Source organism: Mycolicibacterium bacteremicum (assembly GCF_002086115.1).
GTDB lineage: Bacteria > Actinomycetota > Actinomycetes > Mycobacteriales > Mycobacteriaceae > Mycobacterium > Mycobacterium bacteremicum.
Genome location: NZ_MVHJ01000076.1, coordinates 1 through 786 on the forward strand (window position 1 = coordinate 1; position 786 = coordinate 786).

The 786-nt window shown below is 64.1% G+C and carries 2 protein-coding genes; both read left to right on the top strand.

Features of this window, described 5'->3' with window-relative positions; genetic code table 11:
• A partial coding sequence (locus BST17_RS28540) for a DUF5078 domain-containing protein (protein WP_133053622.1) occupies positions 1 to 103 on the top strand: 103 nt, incomplete at its 5' end.
• A 226-nt stretch (positions 104 to 329) separates the two neighbouring features.
• Positions 330 to 786 (top strand): C40 family peptidase (locus BST17_RS28545; RefSeq protein ID WP_234807873.1); only part of this gene is annotated, 457 nt, incomplete at its 3' end.

A 786-nucleotide genomic window follows, 5' to 3' on the forward strand; every position in this document is an offset into this window, starting at 1 on the left:
GAACTGGGCCAAGATCTTCTTCAACAACAAGGGTGTCGTCGCCGCCTCCACCGCGGTCTGCCAGAACTACCCACCCGCCGACATGTCCGTCTGGGTCTGGTAGTTCGCTCGAATTTCGGTTGCGTCCAAATACGCTGCTACTGACGGCTTTTCGTTGTGCGCCGACAGTGATTCACCGACCACCGGGCAGCGTTTGCGGTAATTCAAGATCGGTGCACGTACGCCTGCGAATGGCGGCTCGGCACAACCCAGTTCGCGAGTCATTGTGTGAGCCCTACTGGGCTTATGCCGAAATGTGAACGCAGTCACAGAATTTTGCCCGCTTACAAATGGCTCTGTTAACGTCCGTCGCCATGTTTGCTGTAGCTTCACTTCTGGCACTTGTCAGCCAGGTGTCGGGAACGCCGTACATCTCGGGCGGGGACTCGCCCGCGGGCACCGACTGCTCCGGACTGGCATCCTGGGTCAGCAACGCCGCGACCAACCGACCGGTCTTCGGCGACCGGTTCAACACCGGCAATCAGGAGAGCGCCCTGCTGGCTCGTGGTTTCAAATACGGCACCCAGCCGGGCGCCCTGGTGATCGGATGGAACAGCGGCCATACCGCCGTGACCCTGCCCGACGGCACCGCGGTGTCCTCCGGCGAGGGCGGTGGGGTCAAGGTCGGCGGTGGCGGCGCGTACCAGCCGCAGTTCACCAAGCACATGTACCTGCCGCTGGAAGAGGTTGCGCCCGTGCCGCCCCCGGGCGCACCGGTCCCGCCTCCCCCGCCGGGCGCGCCGGTGC